Here is a 20,625-nt window from a genome sequence, read left to right on the forward strand (position 1 = left end):
CATGATCACTGTGTTCGGCTCCATCAATATGGACCTCATCGCCACCACCGCACGCCTGCCGAAACCCGGTGAAACGGTCGCCGGAAACGGCTTTGCGACTGCGGCGGGCGGCAAGGGCGCCAATCAGGCGCTGGCGGCCCGGCGCGCTGGACGCACGGTGCGGATGGCGGGCGCCGTCGGCAAGGACGAATTTGCGGCGCCGGCGCTGGCGCTGCTCGATGACGCCGGAACCGACCTCGCAACCGTCAAGCGCGTCGAAGGCCCGACCGGCACTGCGCTGATCCTCGTTGGCGGCGATGGTGAGAACATGATCGCCGTTGTGCCCGGCGCCAATGGTACGGTCAGCGCGGCGGATGCCGATGCTGCGATCGCAGCGATGGATGCCAGCGATATCCTGATGCTGCAGCTTGAGGTTCCCGCGCCTGCGGTGGAGCGTGCGCTCGAAGCCGCCCGCAACAAGGGCGTTCGCACTGTGCTCAATCTCGCGCCGCTGATTGCCGATGCCGCACGCCTCGGGCGCCTCGCCGATATCGTCATCGCCAACGAGACGGAATTCGAGCTGCTTGCCGGCCAGGAGAACATGACAGCGGGCGACCGCGAGGCCGCGCTTCAGCGCCTGCATGGCGAGACCGGCCAGACGCTGATCGTGACGCTCGGAGCCGATGGCGTGATCGCCATTCGCGACGGCCAGCTGGTGCGCGCAAAGGGTCTGAAGATCGAGCCGGTCGATACGGTCGGCGCCGGCGATACCTTCTGCGGCTATCTCGCTGCCAGCCTTGATGAAGGGCTCGATTTCGAGGCCGCGCTGCGTCGCGCAGCCGTTGCCGGATCGCTTGCCTGCCTCAAGGCCGGAGCCCAGCCGTCGATCCCGCTGAGTGCCGAAGTCGCAAACAAGCTATAGACTTTTCTGTTTCCGATAGACGCAAGCAAAAAGTGAAGGTGTTCAGACTACTAACGGTCCGCTTTCATACAATTTCACTCAAATTTAAGAGATTTCTGGCGATCTTTTCGGCGATCGCCAGGCCTCCTCAGAGGGTGCCCGGTTTAGCCCCACGGCCGCTCCATGACGAAGCGGCTCACCTCGCCTTTGCCGGAAATGTTCGTCCGGCAAGTCGCCCCGCCGAGGCACCATGTTCATCTTTCGCATGAAGTCGCTTGCCGCAAAGCTTATTGTCATCACGGGCGTTGCAATCGCGCTCGTTCTTTTCGTTTCTAACTTTTTCCTGATCGATCAGACGCGCAGCCGCGTGCAGACCCTCACGATGGATCAGGCCAATCTTGAAGCTAAAGCCATTGCCAACGAAATCGCCGCCAATGTCGGCGAACTCGCCAGCGCAGCGCGCTCCATGTCCGGCGTCGTCGGCCGCGGCCACGAGGGCGGCAATTTCGACCGCAAGGGCATCATCAACGTCCTGAAGGCCAATCTCGAAAAGAACCCCTTCGCCTTCGGCAGCTGGTTCTGCGAGCAGCTCGGCGCCTTCGATGGCAAGACCACCGAGATTGCCGACAAGCTCGATCAGGGCACCAACAAGGCCGGCGCCTTCACGCCCTACTGGTCGAAGACAAAGGATGGCGCCATCCAGTTCTCGACCTTCGATAACGATTATACCGCCGAGTGGTGGAAGCTTGCCGCCGAGAGCGGCAAGGGCGCGATCACGTCGCCCTATCTCGCCGAAGGCACCGACGTTCCGACCCTCCTGACCTCGATCGCCTACCCGGTTGTCTCGGGTGACAAGATGATCGGCGTCGAAGGCGTCGATATCTCGCTGAAGTCGCTGACCGACAAGCTGCAGGCCCTGCATCCGTTCGGCTCCGGCCGCGTCACGCTCGTTGCCCAGAATGGCAACTGGATCGTCGCGCCGACCAAGGAACTGATGTCGAAGCCTTATGAAGGCGACGGCTCGACCGAGATCAAGAACGCCCGCGCGTCGATGGCGCCGACCGTTGTCCGCAACCTGACCTTCGATGGTTACGAGCCCTTCGACCGCGTCGTCTATCCGTTCGCCGTCCCGGATCTCAACGCAACATGGGTCGTCCTCGTCGACGTACCGCATACCGCGATCAATGCCCCGGTTCAGGATCAGACCTTCATGATGATCGTCGGCGGCATTCTCGTCCTCGGCGCCGTTATGCTGGCCCTCTACTTCGCTGTGCGCTCCTTCGTGCAGAAGCCGCTCGGCCAGCTGGTCGCCGGCGTCAAGAAGCTGAGCGACGGCGCCTATGATCAGCCGGTTGCCGGTCAGGATCGTGCCGACGAAATCGGCTCGGTCGCCAAGGCTCTCGAAGGCTTCCGTTTCGCTCTTGCCGATACGCGCCGCCTTGAAGCCGAAGCAAACAACCAGCGCAGCGCAGCTGAATCCGAGCGCAGCCGCTCCGAGAGCGAGCGTCAGCAGTCGGTCGCCCTGCAGCGCCAGATCGTCTCGATCGTCGGTGCCGGTCTTTCCGAACTGTCGCAAGGCAATCTCGGCCACCGCATCAACGAGGATTTCCCGGGCGAATACGCGAAGCTGAAGCAGGACTTCAACGCCGCCCTCGCCAGCCTCGAAGAGACCGTCCATACGATGAACACGAGCGTCGTGAACATCGGCTCCGGCACCAGCGAGATCAGCAACAGCGCCTCTGACCTTGCCAAGCGCACGGAACAGCAGGCTGCAAGCCTCGAGGAGACCGCTGCGGCGCTGAACGAGCTGACTGCGCAGGTCAATTCGAGCGCCGAGAATGCCCGCACCGCGGCTGACAACGTCAACCTCGCCTGCGAGGATGCCGAGAAGTCCGGTGAAGTCGTGCAGAAGGCGATCGCCTCGATGCACGGCATCGAGCAGTCGTCCACGGAAGTGTCGCGCATCATCGGCGTCATCGACGAGATCGCGTTCCAGACCAACCTGCTCGCCCTCAACGCCGGTGTCGAAGCCGCGCGTGCCGGTGAGGCAGGCAAGGGCTTCGCCGTCGTCGCACAGGAAGTCCGTGAGCTCGCACAGCGCTCTGCAAGTGCCGCAAAGGAGATCAAGACGCTGATCAACACCTCGGCCGTCCAGGTCAAGGAAGGCGTCGATCTCGTCGGCCGCGCCGGCGGTACACTGCACAAAATCGCCGAGCAGGTCATGGGCATCAACGGCCTGATCCGTCAGATCTCCGCGTCGGCCAGCGAGCAGGCGATCGGGCTGAAGGAAATCAACCAGGCCATGAACCAGATGGACCAGGTGACGCAGCAGAACGCCGCGATGGTGGAAGAGGCAACGGCGGCCAGTGTGACGCTGAACGACGAGGCGCAGACGCTGAAGGCGCTCGTGCTGCGCTTCCGGGTTTCCGGCCAGGCAAACAGTGCGGCGCTGCGGGCAACCGCCGAGCATCTGCGCGCGCCCGTCGCCGCACCCGCATACCGGGCTCCGGCACCACGCCGAGCGGCTGTCTCCCACGGCTCGGCCGCAGTCGCGCAGGACAATTGGGAAGAGTTCTGAGAAACCATCTCAAACGAAAAGAGGCGCCCGGGATGACCGGGCGCCTCTTTCATTTCTGCGATTGAAAATCTCAGGCGGCGTTCGAGGTCTGCTCTTCGTTGAGGAAGGCATAGATCGCCGAGGCGGAGTCGGTGGCGCGCAGCTTGGCGACCAGATCCTGGTCACGCAGCACGCGCGCGATGCGCGACAGGGCCTTGAGATGATCGGCGCCCGCCCCTTCGGGAGCGAGCAGCAGGAAAACGAGATCAACGGGTTGATCGTCCAGGGCCTCGAAATCGACCGGGCTCTCGAGACGTGCGAAGACGCCAACGATCGAGCGGACGCTGGCGAGCTTGCCATGCGGAATTGCGATGCCATTGCCGACGCCGGTCGAACCCAGACGTTCACGCTGCAGCACGACGTCGAAGATTTCCCGCTCAGACAGGCCCGTGATTTTCGAGGCCTTTGCCGCCAATTCCTGAAGCAGCTGTTTCTTGGAATTTACCTTGAGGGCGGGGATAATCGCATCTTGATGCAGCAGATCTGCCAATGCCATTTCTTTTTCCTTCTGTGGCCGAAGCCGGGTGATTGGAAGAGCGGCGCTTGGCGCCGCTCTTCGCCCGATTTCAGCTCTTGATATTGGCTGCGTCGATCCAGCCAATATTACCGTCATGCCTGCGGTAAACGATGTTCAAATGTTCCTTGCCCGGGCTGCGGAACAGGAGCAGCGGCTCATCCGTCATGTCGAGCGCCATCACGGCGGTTGCGACGGACATTGTCTTCAGCTGCTTCGTGCTCTCGGCCACGATGGCCGGGGCGAAATCGTCGGGAACCTCTTCTTCGTGGTCAGGCACTGCGTCCATGACCGTATAGGCGACTTCCGCAAAACCGTTCAGATGATTTCCGGCATGATGATCCTTGAGCTTCCGCTTGTAGCGGCGCAGACGCTTCTCGATACGCTCCGAAGCGGCATCGAAAGCCACCTGCGGATCCATCGCCTCACCAGCCGCATGCAGCACGACCCCGCTATCGAGGTGGAGCTTGCAATCGGCCGAGAAGCGCGAGCTCGACTTCTCAACGATCACTTGACCAGAATATCCCCCGTCGAAGTATTTCGTGACGGCCATGGCCACTTGGTCCTCGATCTTTTGACGGAACGAGTCACCAATTTCCATATGTTTACCGGATACACGCACACTCATGGAGTTTCCCTTCTTATAGTGGTTTGCGGTACCAGTTTACGCCAAGCCTACTTCTCATCCAAGCACTTCACGCAAACTCAAGCAAGATCGGCTTAAGTCTCGTGCTTCAAGCGCCCTGAGGATGATGGGGATAAGTCTGAACGCTGTTCACAGCGCCAATTGCGGCGGGCTAATAAACGGAGGTTACCAAAAAGTCAACGCCCGGCCGTCAGGCCTCAGAAGCCGGCGACCTTGGCGAGCGCCCGCTTTTCGCGGCGGCGCTGCACCGAAGAGGCGATGTTCATCGCTTCCCGGTATTTGGCGACGGTGCGGCGGGCGAGATCGATCCCGCCCTTTTTCAGCATGTCGACGATATCGTCGTCCGACAGCACGGCTTCCGGGCTTTCCTGCATGATCAGCATGCGGATCTTGTGGCGGACGGCTTCCGCGGAGTGACCATCACCGCCCTCTACCGCGCTGATCGAGACAGTGAAGAAGTATTTGAGCTCGAAGAGCCCGCGCGGCGTCAGCATGTATTTGTTCGAGGTGACGCGGCTGACGGTCGATTCATGCATCTTGATGGCGTCGGCAACGGTCTTCAGATTCAGCGGGCGAAGATGATCGACACCGTGCAGCAGGAACGCATCCTGCTGGCGGACGATCTCGGTCGCCACCTTCATGATCGTCTTGGCGCGCTGGTCGAGGCTGCGCGTCAGCCAGTTGGCATTCTGCAGGCATTCGGAGAGGAAAGCGTGCTCCTCGCCATTCTTCGTGACATTGGCGAAATAGGACTGATTGACCAGCACGCGGGGCAGCGTGTCGGGATTGAGCTCCACCAGCCAGCTGCCGTCGCTCGACGGCCGCACGACGACATCCGGCATGATGGCTTCGGAGACGCCGGTCTCGAAACCGCTGCCCGGCTTCGGATTGAGCTGGCGAAGCTCCGTAAGCATGTCGAGCAGATCTTCCTCATCGACACCGCAGAGGCGCTTCAGCGTCGAGAAATCGCGGCGCGCCAAGAGTTCAAGATTGGCGACAAAGGCCTGCATCGCCGGATCGAAGCGATCTTTCTGGCGTAGCTGGATCGCCAGACATTCCGCCAGGTTGCGGGCAAAGACGCCGGGCGGATCGAGGGTCTGCAGCGCGCTGAGCACGCGCTCCACATCGACCGTCGTGGCGCCGAGACGTTCGGCGGCTTCGGCGATATCCCCCTGGAAATAGCCGGCCTCATCGAGCTGATCGAGCAGGTGCTGGCCGATCAGCCGGTCGGCCATGTCAGGCAGGACGAAGGGCACCTGCTGGACGATATGGTCGCGCAGCGAAACCTGGCCGGCGACGAAATCATCGAGATCATAGGCCTCGCCCTCGGCGCTGCCGGGCATCGACTTCCACTGGCTCATCAGCTCCGGCGCATCGGCCCGCTGTGGCGCGCCGTCGTCCTGGAAGACATTCGAATAGTTGGAATCGAGCTCTTCGCTCAGATGGCTGACGCTGCCTTCGCTGCCATTGTCGTACCAGTCGCCGGAGAGCGCATCGGTGCGCTCGTCGTCATCCTGCTGGTGGGTGTGGGATTCATCTTCGCCGTCACGCTCGCTGCCCGTTTCCGCGTCATTTGACGGAAATTCCAGCAGCGGGTTCTTTTCGACTTCCTGGGAGATGAATTGAACGAGTTCGAAATGCGTCATCTGCAGCAGCTGGATGGACTGCATCAGCTGCGGCGTCATGACGAGGGATTGGTTCTGTCGCAGGAAAAGATTGGCAGACAGGGCCATGGCGGACGCGAAACTCCCGTTCATTTCCTCCGGGAAGCCGCGTCCGAACAAGCATTTCAGGCCACGGAAATCCAGTTGGCCCAAAAATTGCTTTTTTATTCTATTTGGTCAAGCTCAAGTGTGACGGGAAGGTGAATTTCCGTCGCCTTCGACCGTATCAAAGGCTGAAATTATCGCCAAGATAGAGGCGGCGAACCTCAGGGTTGTTGACGATATCGTTGGCCCGGCCATGCGTCAGAACTTCACCGGCATGGATGATGTAGGCGCGGTCGATCAGACCCAGGGTCTCGCGGACATTGTGGTCGGTGATCAGAACGCCGATGCCGCGTGCCGTCAGATGGTGCACGAGGTTCTGGATATCGGAGACCGAAATCGGATCGACGCCGGCGAAGGGTTCGTCGAGCAGCATGAAGGTCGGGTCGGTCGCCAGCGCGCGGGCGATTTCCAGACGCCGGCGCTCACCGCCCGACAGCGATACGGCTGCCGCCTTGCGAAGCTTCGAGATGTGGAACTCTTCGAGCAGCTCGTCGAGCTTCTTCTCGCGTGCCGCCTTGTCCCTCTCGTGAACTTCGAGAACGGCGCGAATGTTTTCCTCGACCGTCAGGCCGCGAAAGATCGAGGCTTCCTGCGGCAGGTAGCCGACGCCGAGGCGCGAGCGGCGATACATCGGCATGGTCGTGACATCATTGCCGTCGATCTCGATCGTGCCTTCATCGACCGGCACGAGACCAGTGATCATGTAGAAACAGGTGGTCTTGCCTGCGCCGTTCGGCCCGAGAAGCCCTACCGCTTCGCCGCGCCGGACGACCAGCGACACGCCATTGACGACACGCCGGGTGCTGTAGGTCTTCGTCAGACCGCGCGCAATCAGCGTGCCCTGGTAACGGCTTTTGTCTCCGGCAGATGCGTCCGCGGCCTGCGGCGCGGACTTGCCGAACATTTTGGGAAGCGAGAGAAGTTTCACGAGAGGGCCGGGTCAGTTCTTCTTCTGGGACTTCGGATCGAGCTGGATCTGGACGCGGCCCCCGCAGCTATCCAGTTGTGCCTGTCCGGTTTGCATGTGGACCGTGAGCTGGCAGCCGGTGAAGACATTCGGGCCATCCGAGAGCACAACCTTGTCGCCCTTCAGGATGAATGTCTGCGCCGCCATGTCGAAGGCGCCGTTATCGGCGGTTGCCGTCTGTGTGCCGGAGCTCAGGAAAACCTTGTCGGTGACCACGATGTGGTCGATATCGGCGTTGCCGGACGAGATCGATGCAGCGCCGGCATCCGGCTTGGCATTCGCATCCGTCGCCTGACCGTCGGCATTTGCCTTCGGCTTGTAAAAGACCGTCATGTGGCCAGCCTGCAGCGTCGTCTTGCCCTGAACGACCTTCACGTTGCCGGTAAAGTCGGCCTTGTGTTCCTGGTCGTGGATTTCGAGCTTGTCGCTCTCGATCTGGATCGGCTCGTTCTTGTCGAGCTTGAGGCCGTCCATCTGGCTGGTCGTTGCCTGCGCGAATGCAGCTCCTGCAATCATCAGAAGCGCCAGAGCGCCGCCGGTTGCTGCTGCGCCAAGCTTACGAATTGGAGAGTGACAATCTTTTGTCATTAAAGAACCCGGCTGTTAGGTGCCCTGTTTGCGGATGGCGGATGGATCGACGTTCATACGAACTTTCCCCTCGAACGTGATCACGCGACCCTTATCCGTCATCTTGAGGGAGTTCGCAACAACCGAAGTTCCCTCTTTGGTAATGGTTACGGGGTCGTCCGTGCTCATGCTGCCACCCTTGATATCGAGCTTGGCAGACTTGAAATCGGCGGTCAGACCGTTGCTCAGGAGAACGGTGAATGGCGAGGTAAGCGCGAGCTTGTCGGTCGAGCGGTCGTAATCGGCCGATTGCGCCTCGACGCGAGCGATCAGATCGTCGTTGACAGGGACGGCCGCCTTGATCGTCTCCAGCGTGATGAGGCTCGGGTTCTTGATGTCCTGCAGAGCGCGCTCGGCGAGCATCGAATAATTGATGCCATCGGAATTGCGACCGGCGATCGCGGGCTTGGCCATGACGACCTTGCCGTTCTCGATCTTGGCGCCCTCGATCTTCAGGTTTTCCGGCAGATAGGCGCGGACCATGGAGACGGCGATGAAGGCCAGAGAAACGACGACGGCGGCGACCGGAAGCAGCACCTTCAGACGGCGCACGCGCCCCGAATGACTGAGCGCAGCGCCATAGGCAGTGCGCGCGGGTCGGGCAAAGGCAGCCTTCCCGCCGCTGTTGATCGTATCGAGCATTAAGTCTGTCCGTGTCTGTCGATCGGCATTCCTATATAGGAACTACTTCGGCCGATCACAGATCGTTTCGCATTATTACATTACCTTGCCAATATGGATTTTTTTCTGCAACAAGCAACAAAGGCAAGAAAACGCGGCAAACCGGCATTTTCACAACAGCATGCCGCCTTATCTGATATCGCTGTGAATTGTGGCCGTCTCAGGCCCTGGAGGACTTATGGACAGCTCGACGATCGCCGACCGCCGCAGACTTCGCCGGCGACTGGGCTTCTGGCGGATCGCAGCAGCGGTGCTTCTGGTGGCGCTCGGCCTCTCGCTCTACCTGTTTTTCCGCAGCGATATCGAGCAGAGCCGTCCGCAGATTGCCCATGTGACGATCTCCGGCCTGATCACCGACGACGACGAGCTGCTTGAGCGGCTGAAGAAGATCGAAGAGAACAATCAGGTGAAGGCCGTGATCGTCTCGATCTCCTCGCCGGGCGGCACGACCTACGGCGGCGAGAAGATCTTCAAGGCGATCCGGGCGATCTCGGCCAAGAAGCCCGTCGTCTCGGACGTGCGTACGCTCGCCGCTTCCGCCGGCTACATGATCGCCACCGCCGGTGACACGATCATTGCCGGAGACAGCTCGATCACCGGTTCGATCGGTGTCATCTTCCAGTATCCGCAGATCCAGCCGCTGCTCGAAAAGCTCGGCGTGTCGCTGCAGGAGATCAAGTCCTCTCCGCTGAAGGCCGAGCCCTCGCCTTTCCACAATACCAGCGAAGAGGCCAAAGCGATGATCAATAACATGGTCCAGGACAGCTATGCCTGGTTCGTGGATCTCGTCGCCGATCGCCGGAAACTGCCGCGCGATGAAGTACTTAAGCTCGCTGACGGGACGATCTATACCGGCCGCCAGGCGCTGAAAGTGAAGCTGATCGACCAGCTCGGCGGCGACCCTGAAATCCGCGACTATCTGGCCAAGCGGGACATTAGCAAGGACCTGCCGGTCGTTGATTGGGACAAGAAGAGCAACACGCCCTTCCTGCTCGCCGGCGCGGTTTCGAAGGTCGCCACACTTCTCGGCTACGGCGACCTCTTCAAAGCCCAGGACCTTGAGGGCATTCTGCCACAAAAGTTGCTCCTTGACGGGCTCGTTTCAGTTTGGCAGTTTGGCCGCGATTGATAAGAAATCAATAATTTAAGGGGGCGACCGTGATCAAGTCGGAACTGGTGCAGATAGTTGCCGCGCGCAACCCGCATCTCTATCACCGCGACGTCGAGAATATCGTCAATGCCGTCCTTGACGAGATCACCGATGCACTGGCGGCGGGCAACCGCGTCGAGCTGCGCGGCTTCGGCGCCTTTTCCGTCAAGAACCGCCCATCGCGCTCCGGCCGCAACCCCCGCACCGGCGACACCGTTTTCGTCGAGGAAAAGTGGGTTCCCTTCTTCAAGACCGGCAAGGAGCTGCGCGAGCGGCTGAACCCCGGCCAGGCCGATCAGGACGATTGAGCCTTCCGCCTGCGGCGAAACCGCGCTTGAAGTTCGCCGCCGGATTCCTATTCTGCTCTTAGCTTGAGAAGCGCCGTTTCAACGACGGCGCCATAATGCGCGGAGGCCATACATGGCGAAGAAGATCACCAACCTTTTGATTTTGCTGCCGCTCGGCATCATCCTGATCATCTTCTGCGTGGCCAACCGGCAGAGCGTGACGCTTGCTTTCAACCCGTTCCGCCCGGAAGATCAGGTTCTGTCGCTCTCCGCGCCATTCTTCGTCTTCCTGTTCATCGCGCTGATCATCGGCATGCTCGCCGGCTCTGCCGTCACCTGGTTCAGCCAGGGCAAGCACCGCAAGCGGGCGCGCGTCGAAGCCAAGGAAGCAATCCGCTGGCAGGGCGAAGCCGGCCGCCACAAGGCGCGTGCGGAAGAGATCGCCGGGCAGCTGCCCTCACGCTGATTGGCGCGACGGATCGAAGGTCAGCTCTTCGTATTCGCCTTCGGCCGAAGTTCCGGTGCCGGTCACGGCAAAACCCTTCGCGACATAGAAGGCCTTGGCGCCCACATTGTTGACCAGGCATTTGAGCCGGTATCTGTGGCGCGGCCAATCAGGGAGTGCGCCCAGCAGCGCCGTTCCGACGCCCCTGCCCTGCCATTCCTTGCGGATATAGAGCATGTGAATGAAATCGTCGGCCGCCCAGAGCGTCATGAAGCCGGCAACAGAGCCATCCGCCGTCTCGGCGAGCCAGACGAGCTCGCCTTGCGTATGGGAAAAGAAATCCTCGTGCTTGAAGCGCGACGGATCGACCCAGGTGAAAGTCTGGCGGCGGACCGCGAGATAGATATCGGCAAGCTCCTCGCGGTCCGACGGCCGCGGCGTCCTGATCATCAAATCCATGATCAAGAATTAGCCGATGAACGGACAGCCGCCAATGGCCGGATCACGTACCCGCCTTTTCCGAAACGGCGGCGTTGAAATCGGCGAAGAACTGCTGCGCCAGCTTCTGCGAGGTGGAATCGACAAGGCGGGCGCCGAGCTGAGCGATCTTGCCGCCGACCTGGGCCTTTGCGTTATATTGCAGCACGGTTTCCGCGCCGTCTTCTTTCAATACGACATCGGCGCCGCCCTTGGCAAAGCCGGCGATGCCGCCCTTGCCCTCGCCCGAGATCGTGTAGCTTTCCGGCGCATTGATGTTGGAGAGGGTCACCTCACCGTTGAAGGTTGCCGAGACGGGGCCGATCTTGATCTTGACGGAGGCGGCGAGCTCGGTGGGCGACTTCATCTCCAGGGTCTGACAGCCCGGAATACAGCGCTTGAGGACTTCGGGATCGTTGAGCGCCGCCCATACGGCATCGCGCGGTGCGGTGATGCGTTCTTCGCCGGTCATATCCATTCGAAATCCTCCCATTTCGGATTGCTAAACTTATCACAGCGGGAAAGCGCTTTGCCAAGGTGAAACGGAATGCTATTTGCACGGGCTCCATCGAATTGAAGACGCGGAAAACCACGTTGAGACAAAAAGACCGCCGGCCGGGCGCAAAGACGCCTTCCGGCTCCTCCGGCCCTCGCCGCAGCGACGACCGTCCGAACCGCCCGGCCAAGCCGGTTGCCAAACCCGCAGCGCCCCGCGAGGCGGTGCGTGAGGCAGCCGTGCCTGTTGCCGTCGAGCGGCCGCTGAAGACCCGCACCGGCGACCGCCCGATCGAGCGCGTGCCCGTCATCCTGGAATCGCTCGGCGCCGGCGACTTCCACCTGATCGACAGCGGCAACGGCCAGAAGCTCGAGCAATACGGCCCCTACCGCATCGTGCGGCCCGAGGGACAGGCGCTGTGGCAGCCGACCCTTTCCCAGCCGGTCTGGGACAAGGTCGATGCCGTCTTTACCGGCGATGTCGACGAAGAGGGCACCGGCCGCTGGCGCTTCCCGAAGGAAGCGCTCGGCGAAACCTGGCCGCTGCACCTGCTTGGCGTCGATTTCTTCGGCCGCTTCACCTCGTTCCGCCACGTCGGCGTCTTCCCTGAGCAGATCGTCCACTGGAGCTGGATGAAAGAGCAGGTGGAGAAGGCAGGCAGGCCGCTGAAGGTGCTCAATCTCTTCGGTTATACCGGTGTCGCCTCGCTGGTGGCCGCCGCTGCCGGCGCTGAGGTCACCCATGTCGATGCATCCAAGAAGGCGATCGGCTGGGCGCGCGAAAACCAGGCGCTCGGTCGCATGGAAAAGCTGCCGATCCGCTGGATCTGCGAAGACGCGATGAAATTCATCCTGCGCGAAGAACGCCGCGGCAATACCTACGACATCATCCTGACCGATCCGCCGAAATTCGGCCGTGGCCCGAACGGCGAGGTCTGGCATTTGTTCGAACATCTTCCGCTGATGCTCGATATCTGCCGGGAGATCCTCTCGCCGAAGGCTGTCGGCCTGGTGCTGACCGCCTATTCGATCCGGGCGAGCTTCTATTCGATCCACGAGCTGATGCGCGAAATCATGCGTGGCGCCGGTGGCGCCGTCGAGTCGGGCGAGCTGGTCATCCGCGAAGGCGGGCTTGACGGCAAGACGCCGGGCCGCGCCCTCTCCACATCCCTCTTTTCGCGCTGGGTGCCGAAATGAACGAATTCCACGACCGCGGACCGCGCCGGGTCGGCCAGGTGAAGGAAGTCACCTCGCTTGCCAACCCCATCATCAAGGACATCAAGGCGCTCAGCGACAAGAAGTCCCGCGAGCAGAGCGGCGCCTTCATGGCCGAAGGCCTGAAGCTCGTCATCGACGCGATCGAGCTCGGCTGGACGATCCGCACGCTTGTCTATGCCAAGGCCGCCAAGGGCAAGCCGCTGGTCGAGCAGATGGCGGCGAAAACCGTCGCCTCCGGCGGGCTGGTTCTCGAAGTCAGTGAGAAGGTGCTCTCTTCGGTCACGCGGCGCGACAATCCGCAGATGGTGGTCGGCATTTTCGAGACCCGCTGGAAGCCGCTGCGCGATATCCGCCCGCAGCAGGGCGAGACCTGGATTGCGCTCGATCGCGTTCGTGACCCCGGCAATCTCGGCACCATCATCCGCACTGCCGATGCGGCCGGCGCCTCCGGCGTCATCCTCGTCGGCGAGGCAACTGATCCCTTTTCGCTCGAGACCGTGCGGGCAACGATGGGTTCGGTCTTCGCCGTGCCGGTCGCCCGGGCATCGATGGACGAGTTCATCGCCTGGAAGAAGACGGCCGGTGTGCAGGTCGTTGCCACGCATCTCGCCGGCTCCGTCGATTATCGCACCATCGATTACAAGAAGAAGCCTGTCGTGCTCCTGATGGGCAACGAGCAATCCGGCATTCCCGAGCAGCTCGCCAGGGAGGCCGATGCGCTTGCCCGCATTCCGCAGCAGGGCCGCGCCGACTCGCTCAATCTTGCCGTTGCGAGCGCCGTCATGCTCTTCGAGGCGCGCCGCCACCTTCTCTCACTGTCAGAGGCAAAATGACCGAACAGACGCTTCCGCGCCCGGCCCTCTTTTCGCGCCCGCTGCCGATCCTGCTCTTCATCATCGTGGCGGTGATCCTCGACCAGATAGTCAAGATCGCCGTCGATCATTACCTGCCGCTGCAGGAAGCCGTTCCCGTCATTCCGATGCTGGCGCTCTACCGCACCTACAACCTCGGCGTTGCCTTCTCGATGCTGTCAGGGATGGACGGCTGGTTCATCGTCGGCATGCGCCTTGTGATCGTCGCCTTCGTCATCTGGATGTGGCACCGCACCGCCAAGGACCGCTGGATCGCCCATACCGGCTTTGCGCTGATCATCGCGGGCGCGCTCGGCAACCTTATCGACCGCTTTCTCTACGGGCACGTGATCGACTATATCCTGTTTCATACGGAGACATGGTCGTTCGCAGTTTTCAATCTGGCCGATAGTTTCATCACGATCGGCGCGGGATGCGTGATTCTTGACGAGTTGCTGCAACCGAAAAAGAGCGAAAGCTAAAATCTTAGTCTTTTCCTGAAGGCATTCGGAAGAGCGCCTATGTTAGCCAGCAGTCATGCAAAGCTTGGCTCAACTGCAGGAAAGACTGGCCGCTGCTTTCGGCCCCGCCAAACCGCAGGACGTGCGGACGGTCGAGGATTCCCTGCAACCGGTGGCTGGTCCGAGAACGATACAGCGCAAGAAGTCACTGGTCTCGCTTTGGCTCGGCGGCGCCGGCATTCTTGCCGCGGCCCTGCTCCTCATCCTCGGTCAGGCCGGCGGCCCGCTGCTCTTTTCGATCGGGCTTGCAGCAATTGCCATTGCCCTCATTACCTATCTCGTGGTTTCCAGGCGCAAGGCGAAGGCACTGCCGAAGAAACAGACAGGCAGCGCTGCAACGAGCGAAGCTGCCGAGCTCTTCGCCAATGTGCATGACGTTCTCGGCGACATCACCATTACCCGCAGCATCGACCGGCGCATCATCGGCGCCAATGCCACGTTCCGGCGCCTGACCGGCCGCCTGAAGCCCGAGGGGCAGACATGCGAGGAGATCGGCATCGCCTTTCGCCCGGGTGCCGAGCCGCACCGCTTCGATGTCGAGATTTCGACGCTGGAAGGGCAGCGCATTTTCGTCTGGCACGATGTCGTCACCCGCGATCCGGCAAACGGCAATCTGCTGATCCAGAGCATTGCCCGCGACGTGACCAACGAGCGGCTGACCGCCCAGGCCCGCGAAGAGGCCCGCCAGAAAGCCGAATATAACAGCGCCGCCAAGTCGCGGCTGCTTGCGACCGTCAGCCATGAAATCCGCACGCCGCTCTCAGGCATTCTCGGCATGACCCATCTGCTTGCCCAGGCGCAGATGACGCAGGAGCAGCAGAATTATCTCGGCGGCATCCGCCAATCCGGCCACGCCCTGACCCAGCTGGTCGAAGACCTTCTCGACTTCTCGACCATCGAGGTCGGCCGCTTCCAGCTGCGCCCACGATCGGAATCGCTGCGGCAGCTTCTCGAAAGCGTCGTGGAAATGCTGGCGCACCGGGCGCACGAGAAGGACATCGAGATCGGCGCCACGGTCTCGTCCGATGTGCCGGAATTCATGAGCTTCGACCCGGCGCGGCTGCGCCAGGTGCTTTTCAACGTGATCGGCAATGCGGTGAAGTTCACGCATGCCGGCGGCGTCTTCATTCGCGCCACACTGTCTGACGAGGACCTCGTCATTACCGTCACCGACACCGGCCCGGGCATGACTGCGGAGGAGCAGTCCCGGATCTTCGGTGAATTCGAACAGGGAGGAACCATGGTCGAAAAGAGCGGCGGCACCGGTCTCGGCCTGACCATCTCGGCGCGCATCATGCGCGAATTCGGCGGCTCGCTGACGGTTGCCAGTGAGAAGGGCAAGGGCAGTGAATTCACCATCCGCTTTCCGGCGGGCATCACTGAAGAGGGCCGCGGCCGCCGCAAGGGTCTGCTGGCCGGCAATACCGTCGTGCTGCTCGCGCCTGCGGGTGCTGCGCGGGCGGCAATTGCCGAAACGGTCACCGCGCTCGGCGGCGCCTGCCATCTCGTCGAGGATGGTGAGACCGCCCGCGAGACGCTGCTCTATATGGCCGGCCGCGGCCAGCGCCCGACCGATATCATCATCGATCACCGTCTTTCGACCGAGTTCGCCAGCCATCTCGCCGACCGCACCGACATTGCGGCGCTTGGCCTGCGCAAGATCCTGCTCGTCAACCCGGAAGAGCGGAACGCCCATGCACTCGATCTTTTCGACGCTTGGCTGATCCGGCCACTGCGCGAACAGTCGCTGATCGACGTGTTGCGTGGACGGATGCGTGGCATGGAGAAGCGGGATGCGCTGAACGACAATCAGCCGGGCTTCAGCGCCTCCATTCCCGAAGCCAGCCTGCAGCGCGGTCTCAACATCCTGCTTGGCGAGGACGACCCGATCAATGCCATGCTGGTGCGCGCCATGCTGGAGAAGGGTGGCCATACGGTTCGCCATGTCGAGGACTTCGAGAGCCTGCTCGACGGCGCGCTTTCCGAGAACGGCAGCCGCCCCGATATCGTCATCAGCGATCTCACGATGCCGGGCGGCGAAGGCGTCGACATGATCGGCCGCCTGCGCGGTCACGAGCGGCGTCTCGATCTGGTGCCGGTGCCTGTCATCGTGCTGACGGCAGACAAGCGCGACGAGTCCCGTCGTGCCGTTCTGCTGGCCGGTGCTAACCGGGTGATGATCAAGCCGGTCGATCCGATCCGGCTACTGACCGAGGTCCAGGCTGTGGCCGCGCTCTCGGCCCGCAGGGCGGAAGCCCTTTAAAGCGGGGTGACATTGCCCCAAATTCCCCCTAACGTTCATGTCACTTTCCTGTCGCACATAAGTGTTTTATGGCAGCTCATGAGCCGGCAACGGGAGAATCTTCAATGGATATCGACACCTTGAAACGCGAGACGATTGCGGAGACCAGCCGGTCTTCGGCGACTGTTGCGCCGAAGGAAGGCGACGTTCTCGGCCGTATCGGCAATCTCGAGACCCGGCTGGCCCGCAGCGCCAGCGAAATCGATGCCGCCCAGCATGTGCGTTACCGCGTCTTCGTCGAGGAGATGAAGGCACAGCTTCCGGCTGAAGCCATGCGCCGCGAGCGCGATTTCGACGCCTATGACGCCTTCTGCGATCACCTGCTGGTCCTCGACCGCTCGCTGGAAGGCGACAGCGAAGACCAGATCGTCGGCACCTACCGCCTGCTGCGTCAGGATGTCGCGATGGCGAATGGCGGCTTTTACTCGGCTTCCGAATTCGCGATCGGCGAACTGCTCGCCCGCCATCCCGACAAGAAATTCATGGAGCTCGGCCGCTCCTGCGTGCTGCCGGAATATCGTACGAAGCGTACCGTCGAACTGCTCTGGCAGGGCAACTGGGCCTATGCTCTGAAGCACGGCATGAGTGCCATGTTCGGCTGCGCCTCCTTCCCGGGCATCCATCCGGAAAGCCATGCACTGGCCCTCTCCTTCCTGCACCACACGGTTCAGGCCAAGAACGAATGGGCCGTCAACGCCCTGCCGCATCTGGCCCGTCCGATGGACCTGATGCCGCCCGAAGCCGTCAACCCGAAGAAGGCGCTGATGGCACTGCCGCCGCTGATCAAGGGCTACCTGCGCTTGGGCGCGATGGTCGGCTCCACCGCCGTGGTCGACCACGCCTTCAACACCACCGACGTGCTGATCGTTTTGCCGATCTCCAGCATCTCGGACCGTTACCTGAACTACTACGGCGCCGACGCCGGCCGGTTCTCTAGCTAAGCTGGCACTTGTCATTCAAATGAAGTACGGTCATCTCCTGACGGAGGTGACCAATGTCTTCGACCACTCTTGTTCAAACGAGAATCGATCCTGAGATCAAGGAACGCGCGGCAGCCGTTCTTGAGACGATGGGCCTGACCGTTTCCGATGCTGTCAGGATTTTGCTGACGAGGACGGCGAACGAAGGCGCTCTACCACTCGAACTGGTGAGCAGCAGCGAGGCGCATAACGCCTGGTTCAAGGCGAAGGTGCTGGAGGCGCTCGCCGATACATCGGCGGATGTAGACGACGACGAGGTGGCAGCGCATTTCGCAAAGAGACGCGCCGACGCCTTGCGCAATGCGGGGGGCGGCCGGTGAAGCTTGTCTGGACCCGCTATGCGCTTTCAGACCGAGACGACATCTTCTCCTTCATCCAGACGGAAAATCCGCAGGCCGCAGTGCTGATCGACGAGCAGATTGCGGCTGCGGCCCAGCGCCTGACCGCGTTTCCACAAAGCGGCAGAGCCGGCCGGATCGAAGGGACGCGCGAACTCACTGTGCCGCGCACGCCCTATATCATCGCTTACATCGCCTTGCCGGATCGGGTGCGAGTACTGCGCGTTCTTCACGGCGCGCGCCTGTGGCCGGGCAAATTCCCGGAATAGCGCCCTACCGCGCGATATCGCGATAGGGCGTTGTCTTTACGACCCCGCCGCGTAAGCCGCGATTGCGGCCATGTTGACGATGTCGCTGTCCTTGGCGCCCATCGAGGTGATCTGGACGGCCTTGTCGAGGCCGACGAGGATCGGGCCGATGACGGTGGAGCCGCCGAGTTCCTGCAGCATCTTGGTGCTGATCGAGGCCGAGTGGAAAGCCGGCATGACGAGCACGTTGGCCGGGCCGGACAGACGGCAGAACGGATATTGCTCCATCGCCTTGCGGTTCAGCGCCACATCTGCCGACATTTCACCGTCGTATTCGAAATCGACGCGGCGCTTGTCGAGGATCTTCACCGCTTCGCGGACGCGCTCGGAGCGCTCGCCGGAGGGGTGGCCGAAGGTGGAATAGGCGAGCATCGCGACGCGCGGCTGGTAACCCATGCGGCGCGCGAGGCCCGCGGCTTCCTCGGCAATATCCGCCAGCTCTTCCGCCGTCGGCATGTCGTGGACGGCGGTATCGGCGACGAAGACAGTGCGGCCGCGGGCGAGCACCAGCGATACGCCGATGACGCGGTGGCCGGGCTTTTCGTCGATGCAGCGGCGGACGTCTTCCAGCGCTGTCGAGTAGTTGCGGGTGATGCCCGTGACCATGCCATCGGCATCTCCGAGCGCCACCATGGTTGCCGCGAAATGGTTGCGGTCGTTATGGATCAGGCGCTGCGCATCACGGTGAAGGTATCCCTTCCGCTGCAGGCGGGCGTAGAGATAGTCAATATAGGCTTCGACGCGGGTCGAGATGCGGGCGTTGACGATTTCGAGACCCGGGCGATTGAGATCGATACCGGCGCGCTCGGCGGTTGCCTTAATCAGATCCTCACGACCGAGAAGGATCGCGGTGCCGAGCTGCTGGTTGGCATAGGACATGGCAGCGCGCATGACCTGCTCTTCTTCAGCCTCGGCAAAGACGATGCGCTTCGGCCGGCGGCGCACGCGCTCGTAGAGGCTTGCAAGCGTCGAGGCGATTGGATCGCGGCGGGCGGAGAGCTCGCGGCGATAACCTTCCATATCGGTGATGACCTTGCGGGCGACGCCGCTCTCGATCGCAGCTTCGGCGACGGCAGCCGGAATGGCCGAGATCAGACGCGGATCGAAGGGAACCGGGATGATGTACTGCGCGCCGAAGCGTGGGCGATTGCCCTGATAGGCGGCAACGACATCGTCAGGAACGTCTTCGCGGGCGAGGCTCGCGAGCGCCTTGACGGCCGCGATCTTCATGTCGTCGTTGATGGTCGTGGCGCGGACATCGAGCGCGCCGCGGAAGATATAGGGAAAACCGAGGACGTTGTTGACCTGGTTCGGATAGTCCGAGCGGCCGGTCGCCATGATCGCATCGTCGCGGATGCGGGCGACTTCCTCCGGCGTGATTTCCGGATCCGGGTTTGCCATGGCGAAGATGATCGGCCGGTCGGCCATCGAGCGGATCATGTCCTCGGAGAAAGCACCCTTCTGCGACAGGCCAAAGACGACGTCGGCGCCCTTCATGGCCTCTTCCAGCGTACGGGCCTTGGTCTTCACCGCATGCGCCGACTTCCACTGGTTCATGCCCTCGGTGCGGCCCTGGTAGATCACGCCCTTGGTGTCGCAGAGAACGATATTTTCTGGCGCGAAGCCCATTGCCTTGATGAGCTCGACGCAGGCGATTGCCGCAGCACCTGCGCCGTTGCAGACGAGCTTGGTCGTCTTCAGGTCGCGGCCGGTCAGTTCCAACGCGTTGATCAGGCCGGCGGCGGCGATGATTGCCGTGCCGTGCTGGTCGTCATGGAAAACAGGGATATCCATGAGCTCGCGCAGGCGCTGCTCGATGATGAAACAGTCGGGAGCCTTGATATCTTCGAGATTGATGCCGCCGAAGGAGGGGCCGAGGAAGCGGACGCAATTGATGAACTCGTCGACATTCTCCGTATCGACTTCCAGGTCGATGGAATCGACATCGGCGAAACGCTTGAAGAGAACGGACTTACCTTCCATGACCGGCTTCGACGCCAAGGCACCGAGATTGCCGAGGCCGAGGATGGCCGTGCCGTTGGAGATGACGGCCACCATGTTGCCGCGCGAGGTGTAATCATAGGCGGTGGCGGGATCGGCGGCGATGGCCTTGACGGGAACGGCGACGCCCGGCGAATAGGCAAGCGAGAGATCGCGCTGTGTCGCCATCGGCTTGGTCGGGTTGACCTCGAGCTTGCCCGGCCGCCCCATTGAGTGGAAGTCGAGTGCTTCCTTGTCGGTGATGCCGTTGGCGGGGCGCTGCTTGCTGTTCATGTCGGGCATATCTCCTCCAAATCTCCTGGCAATCGGCTTTCGATTGCGCCGTTTCCCCAATCTATAGACAGGGCTATAGGGGCTGACACGACGCCTTGCGAAAAAGCCGTACGGCTACAATCGATTAAAATATCCGTTGGAACTGGCAGGCGCCCCTCAAGGACTTCCTGACCGCGCGGTTCAGCGAATACCTCCCTCAATCCTCCTGTGGGCTAACGGCTCCCATTTCCCGATAGCTGTTGTCTTCTATAGCCGCGCTTCGATAGGGTGGCACCTGA

At 61.8% G+C, this 20,625-nt stretch carries 21 protein-coding genes; 12 read left to right on the plus strand and 9 right to left on the minus strand.

Annotated features, from left to right (window positions below; all coding sequences use genetic code 11):
• Window position 1 precedes the first annotated feature (1 nt).
• Complete coding sequence (locus tag ACQZ5H_RS17095) at window positions 2-901, plus strand: ribokinase (RefSeq protein WP_449098472.1); 900 nt, start codon at window positions 2-4, stop codon at window positions 899-901.
• Window positions 902-1,130: 229 nt separating this feature from the next.
• Window positions 1,131-3,458, plus strand: a complete 2,328-nt coding sequence (locus tag ACQZ5H_RS17100; protein ID WP_449098473.1) for a methyl-accepting chemotaxis protein — start codon at window positions 1,131-1,133, stop codon at window positions 3,456-3,458.
• A gap of 70 nt (window positions 3,459-3,528) precedes the next feature.
• On the opposite strand, the gene ptsN is transcribed toward ACQZ5H_RS17100, so the two are convergent.
• The 6 genes from ptsN to lptC form a co-directional block, all read right to left on the minus strand.
• Window positions 3,529-3,993 (minus strand): PTS IIA-like nitrogen regulatory protein PtsN, encoded by a 465-nt coding sequence (gene ptsN / locus ACQZ5H_RS17105; RefSeq protein WP_130279189.1) that lies wholly within the window; start codon window positions 3,991-3,993, stop codon window positions 3,529-3,531.
• Between the two features lie 70 nt (window positions 3,994-4,063).
• Window positions 4,064-4,639, minus strand: a complete 576-nt coding sequence (gene hpf / locus ACQZ5H_RS17110; RefSeq protein WP_112713677.1) for a ribosome hibernation-promoting factor, HPF/YfiA family — start codon at window positions 4,637-4,639, stop codon at window positions 4,064-4,066.
• A gap of 215 nt (window positions 4,640-4,854) precedes the next feature.
• The gene (rpoN, locus tag ACQZ5H_RS17115) at window positions 4,855-6,390 is read right to left on the minus strand and encodes an RNA polymerase factor sigma-54 (protein ID WP_449098583.1); all 1,536 of its coding nucleotides are present in this window, start codon (window positions 6,388-6,390) and stop codon (window positions 4,855-4,857) included.
• A 157-nt stretch (window positions 6,391-6,547) separates the two neighbouring features.
• Window positions 6,548-7,330, minus strand: coding sequence for an LPS export ABC transporter ATP-binding protein (gene lptB, locus ACQZ5H_RS17120; protein WP_130279191.1), 783 nt, complete (start codon window positions 7,328-7,330; stop codon window positions 6,548-6,550).
• A 36-nt stretch (window positions 7,331-7,366) separates the two neighbouring features.
• Window positions 7,367-7,981, minus strand: a complete 615-nt coding sequence (locus ACQZ5H_RS17125; RefSeq protein ID WP_112713683.1) for an LptA/OstA family protein — start codon at window positions 7,979-7,981, stop codon at window positions 7,367-7,369.
• Between the two features lie 15 nt (window positions 7,982-7,996).
• Window positions 7,997-8,662 carry an LPS export ABC transporter periplasmic protein LptC gene (lptC, locus tag ACQZ5H_RS17130; RefSeq protein WP_112713685.1) on the minus strand — a complete coding sequence of 222 codons (666 nt, stop codon included), beginning with the start codon at window positions 8,660-8,662 and terminating at the stop codon, window positions 7,997-7,999.
• A 217-nt stretch (window positions 8,663-8,879) separates the two neighbouring features.
• On the opposite strand from lptC, the gene sppA reads away from it, so the two are divergent.
• The 3 genes from sppA to ACQZ5H_RS17145 all read left to right on the plus strand — a co-directional run bounded on the left by sppA (window position 8,880) and on the right by ACQZ5H_RS17145 (window position 10,604).
• Complete coding sequence (sppA, locus tag ACQZ5H_RS17135) at window positions 8,880-9,830, plus strand: signal peptide peptidase SppA (RefSeq protein WP_112713687.1); 951 nt, start codon at window positions 8,880-8,882, stop codon at window positions 9,828-9,830.
• 29 nt (window positions 9,831-9,859) lie between these two features.
• Window positions 9,860-10,159 (plus strand): integration host factor subunit beta, encoded by a 300-nt coding sequence (locus ACQZ5H_RS17140; RefSeq protein ID WP_018898213.1) that lies wholly within the window; start codon window positions 9,860-9,862, stop codon window positions 10,157-10,159.
• 112 nt (window positions 10,160-10,271) lie between these two features.
• Window positions 10,272-10,604: a LapA family protein gene (locus tag ACQZ5H_RS17145; protein ID WP_112713689.1), complete on the plus strand. Its 333-nt coding sequence runs from the start codon at window positions 10,272-10,274 to the stop codon at window positions 10,602-10,604.
• On the opposite strand, the gene ACQZ5H_RS17150 is transcribed toward ACQZ5H_RS17145, so the two are convergent.
• Both ACQZ5H_RS17150 and ACQZ5H_RS17155 read right to left on the minus strand, forming a co-directional pair.
• Window positions 10,596-11,042, minus strand: a complete 447-nt coding sequence (locus ACQZ5H_RS17150) for an N-acetyltransferase family protein (RefSeq protein WP_449098474.1) — start codon at window positions 11,040-11,042, stop codon at window positions 10,596-10,598. The two genes, ACQZ5H_RS17145 and ACQZ5H_RS17150, sit on opposite strands and share 9 nt — an antisense overlap.
• Before the next feature lie 43 nt (window positions 11,043-11,085).
• Entirely contained in the window at window positions 11,086-11,538 is a 453-nt protein-coding gene (locus tag ACQZ5H_RS17155) for an SRPBCC family protein (protein ID WP_112713693.1), read from the minus strand.
• 116 nt (window positions 11,539-11,654) lie between these two features.
• On the opposite strand from ACQZ5H_RS17155, the gene ACQZ5H_RS17160 reads away from it, so the two are divergent.
• The 7 genes from ACQZ5H_RS17160 to ACQZ5H_RS17190 all read left to right on the plus strand — a co-directional run bounded on the left by ACQZ5H_RS17160 (window position 11,655) and on the right by ACQZ5H_RS17190 (window position 18,034).
• On the plus strand, window positions 11,655-12,752 hold the full coding sequence (locus ACQZ5H_RS17160) for a class I SAM-dependent methyltransferase (protein ID WP_449098475.1): 1,098 nt from the start codon (window positions 11,655-11,657) through the stop codon (window positions 12,750-12,752).
• A complete protein-coding gene (locus tag ACQZ5H_RS17165; RefSeq protein ID WP_449098476.1) occupies window positions 12,749-13,606 on the plus strand; it encodes a TrmH family RNA methyltransferase in 858 nt (285 codons plus the stop codon). The genes ACQZ5H_RS17160 and ACQZ5H_RS17165 overlap by 4 nt, the downstream gene beginning before the upstream one ends.
• The gene (gene lspA / locus ACQZ5H_RS17170) at window positions 13,603-14,106 is read left to right on the plus strand and encodes a signal peptidase II (RefSeq protein ID WP_130279197.1); all 504 of its coding nucleotides are present in this window, start codon (window positions 13,603-13,605) and stop codon (window positions 14,104-14,106) included. Before ACQZ5H_RS17165 ends, lspA begins: the two co-directional genes overlap by 4 nt.
• Window positions 14,107-14,161: 55 nt before the next feature.
• The gene (locus ACQZ5H_RS17175) at window positions 14,162-16,408 is read left to right on the plus strand and encodes an ATP-binding response regulator (RefSeq protein ID WP_449098477.1); all 2,247 of its coding nucleotides are present in this window, start codon (window positions 14,162-14,164) and stop codon (window positions 16,406-16,408) included.
• 104 nt (window positions 16,409-16,512) lie between these two features.
• Window positions 16,513-17,388, plus strand: a complete 876-nt coding sequence (olsB, locus tag ACQZ5H_RS17180; protein ID WP_112713703.1) for a l-ornithine N(alpha)-acyltransferase — start codon at window positions 16,513-16,515, stop codon at window positions 17,386-17,388.
• A gap of 53 nt (window positions 17,389-17,441) precedes the next feature.
• Complete coding sequence (locus tag ACQZ5H_RS17185; protein WP_449098478.1) at window positions 17,442-17,747, plus strand: type II toxin-antitoxin system RelB/DinJ family antitoxin; 306 nt, start codon at window positions 17,442-17,444, stop codon at window positions 17,745-17,747.
• A complete protein-coding gene (locus ACQZ5H_RS17190; RefSeq protein ID WP_449098479.1) occupies window positions 17,744-18,034 on the plus strand; it encodes a type II toxin-antitoxin system RelE/ParE family toxin in 291 nt (96 codons plus the stop codon). The genes ACQZ5H_RS17185 and ACQZ5H_RS17190 overlap by 4 nt, the downstream gene beginning before the upstream one ends.
• Window positions 18,035-18,070: 36 nt before the next feature.
• On the opposite strand, the gene ACQZ5H_RS17195 is transcribed toward ACQZ5H_RS17190, so the two are convergent.
• The gene (locus ACQZ5H_RS17195; RefSeq protein ID WP_199626049.1) at window positions 18,071-20,356 is read right to left on the minus strand and encodes an NADP-dependent malic enzyme; all 2,286 of its coding nucleotides are present in this window, start codon (window positions 20,354-20,356) and stop codon (window positions 18,071-18,073) included.
• Window positions 20,357-20,625 lie beyond the last annotated feature (269 nt).

The organism is Rhizobium sp. 21-4511-3d (assembly GCF_053522545.1).